Origin of the sequence: Burkholderia sp. Ac-20353 (genome assembly GCF_017104785.1) — a bacterium.
Taxonomy (GTDB): Bacteria; Pseudomonadota; Gammaproteobacteria; order Burkholderiales; family Burkholderiaceae; genus Burkholderia.
In genome coordinates this window covers 1-2,822 of record NZ_JAAGPL010000397.1, presented here as the reverse complement: position 1 = coordinate 2,822, position 2,822 = coordinate 1, and the positions used below count along the sequence as shown (strand labels likewise).

Annotated in this window: 1 protein-coding gene and 1 pseudogene; one reads left to right on the top strand and one right to left on the bottom strand. The window is 69.0% G+C overall.

The genetic code is table 11. The annotated features are described in order from the left end of the window. A pseudogene (locus G3N94_RS40600) lies at positions 1-247 on the bottom strand (hypothetical protein); the annotation flags it as partial. 379 nt (positions 248-626) lie between these two features. Between G3N94_RS40600 and G3N94_RS40595 the strand changes: the two are divergent. Continuing rightward, positions 627-2,822 (top strand): heavy metal translocating P-type ATPase (locus tag G3N94_RS40595; protein ID WP_205799802.1); only part of this gene is annotated, 2,196 nt, incomplete at its 3' end.

Sequence of the window (2,822 nt, the reverse complement as noted above, 5' to 3'; positions counted from 1 at the left end):
GGCGCAGCGTGTTGAGCGGCGCCTGGCCGGGCTGCGCGCCGTCGCCGCCGGTCGCGGCTTCCTTCGCGACGTCCATCAGCACGAGCGGATACGCATAGATATAGGAGTCGGCCACTTCGGCGCGCATCCAGCCGGTCTTGCGCTGGATCGCGTCCGGTTGGGAAGCGCATCCGGCCAGGAGCGCCACAATGGCAAGCGACGCGCAGGCGCGCCGCTGAGAAACGGATCCTCGTCGGGTTTTTATCATTGGTTTCTGGCCGTATGTAATTCTTTAAAAATCAAGGCCTTGTGCAACTCGCATGCTGCAAAGACAAGGCTCATCAAGGTCAAGCAAGGCTGCCCCAGCCTGCCCGAACTGCAGTTTCACTGCAGGGGGCGCTGACATCAGGGCCGTATCATAGCGCCTTGGGGGTATCCCCAATGTGGCGAATGTCTGTCATTTCGGCAGAGATGAGCGAAGTATGGGAAACATCTGGTTCGCCGCCCGGGCGACACCGGGGACCGACACCCGGACGCACCGGCAAGGTCCGATGCGGCGCATCGTCGCTGCCACTTGACCTTACCATCATGGGAATGTTGATACTGACCATGTCTGCGGCCCAGGCCGCACTTTTGGGGAATCCGACATGACAGAACCTCTCGCGTCGGCGGCGCTGATCACGATCTCGCTGACCGTCGACGGCATGACCTGCGGCGGCTGCACCGGACGTGTGCAGCGCGCGCTCGCCGGCGTGCCGGGCGTGGCCGACGCAACGGTCGACCTCGACGGCCATTCGGCGACCGTGATCGCGCAAGACGCTGTCGATCCTGCGCAGCTCGTCGACGCGGTCGCCCAGGCCGGCTATCGCGCGGCGTTGCGCGATGTGCGTGGCGGAGGCGTCAATGAGGATGGCCTTCGCGCCGATGTGTCGCTCTCTCCGGCGTCCGAGGGGGCGTCCGTGGCCCGGACCGTCGCGCCGGCCGCTTCCGTGGACGCTTCCGCCTCCGCCACGCTCGAACTCGACATCGAAGGGATGACTTGCGCGTCATGTGTCGCGCGCGTCGAAAAGGCGCTGGCCAAGGTGCCCGGCGTGGCGCGCGCGTCGGTCAATCTGGCGACCGAACGGGCGACGATCGATGTCGGCACGGATGTGACGGCGTCCCGGCTCGTGGAGGCCGTGAAGCAGGCGGGCTATCGCGCAACGCCGGTTGCCGACGCGGCTGCGGCAGCCGGGTTGTCCACCTCGCCGAATGCAGCAACCGCGACTTCCGCAGCTACCGCAGCTACCGCAGCTACCGCAGCTACCGCAGCTACCGCAGCTACCGCAGCTACCGCAGCTACCAATATTGAACTCGACATCGGCGGGATGACCTGCGCGTCCTGCGCCGGCCGAGTCGAAAAGGCACTCGCGGCCGTTCCCGGCGTCGCGCGTGCGACCGTCAATCTCGCGACGGAACGCGCGTCGGTGCAGAGCGCCACCCTGCTCGATCCCGCCACGCTGATCGCCGCCGTCACGACCGCCGGATATCAGGCGTCGCTGGCCGCCGCGGCGCACGCAGGCGCAACCGACGCCGCTTCCACCGCCGGCGCACCCGCTCGCGCCGTGCCGTCCGCCGACGACCGCAAGCACCGCGAAGCGATCCGCGAGCGCAACCTCGTGATCGTTGCAGCACTGCTGAGCGCGCCACTCATCGCGCCGATGCTCGTTGCACCGTTCGGCGTCGACGCGATGCCGAACGGCTGGCTCCAGCTCATACTGGCGTCGGTCGTCCAGTTCGGCTTCGGCGCCCGCTTCTATCGCGCGGCCTGGCACGCGATCCGGGCGCGCGCCGGCAATATGGATCTGCTCGTCGCGCTCGGCACGTCCGCCGCATACGGCCTGAGCCTGTGGATGCTGCTGCGCGACCCCGCGCAGCCGGGACATCTGTATTTCGAGGCGTCGGCCGTGATCGTCACGCTGGTGCGCTTCGGCAAATGGCTCGAAGCGCGCGCGAAGCGCCAGACCACCGAAGCGATCCGTGCGCTGAACGCGTTGCGGCCCGACCGCGCGCGGATCGTCGAGCATGGCGTCGAGCGCGACGTGCCGCTCGCGCAGGTGCGCGTCGGCACGACCGTCAGCATCCGGCCCGGCGAACGCGTGCCGGTGGACGGCCGGATCGTCGCGGGCCGCTCGCACGTCGACGAATCGCTGATTACCGGCGAAAGCCTGCCCGTCGCGAAGGACGACGGCGATCCGGTGACGGCCGGGTCGATCAACGGCGAAGGCGCGCTCGTCGTCGAAACCACCGCGATCGGCGCCGAGACGACGCTCGCGCGCATCATCCGCCTCGTCGAATCCGCGCAGGCGGAAAAGGCGCCGATCCAGCGCCTCGTCGACCGCGTCAGCGCGGTGTTCGTGCCGGCGATCCTCGGCATTGCGATGCTGACGCTGATCGGCTGGCTGATTGCCGGCGCGGGCGCGGAGACCGCGATCCTCAACGCGGTCGCGGTGCTCGTCATCGCATGCCCGTGCGCGCTCGGTCTCGCGACGCCCGCCGCGATCATGGCCGGCACCGGCGTTGCCGCGCGCCACGGCGTGCTGATCAAGGATGCACAGGCGCTGGAGCTCGCTCAGCGCACGACGGTGATCGCATTCGACAAGACCGGCACGCTGACCGAGGGCAAGCCGTCGGTCACCGCGTTCGATGCGATCGGCGTCCCGCGCGACGAAGCGCTCGCGCTCGCCGCGGCCGTGCAGCGCCATAGCGACCACCCGCTCGCGCGTGCGGTCGTCGCCGCACATCACGCGGACGTCGCCGCACGCGGCGGCGCGACCGCAGCGCCTGTCGCGACCGACGCGCGA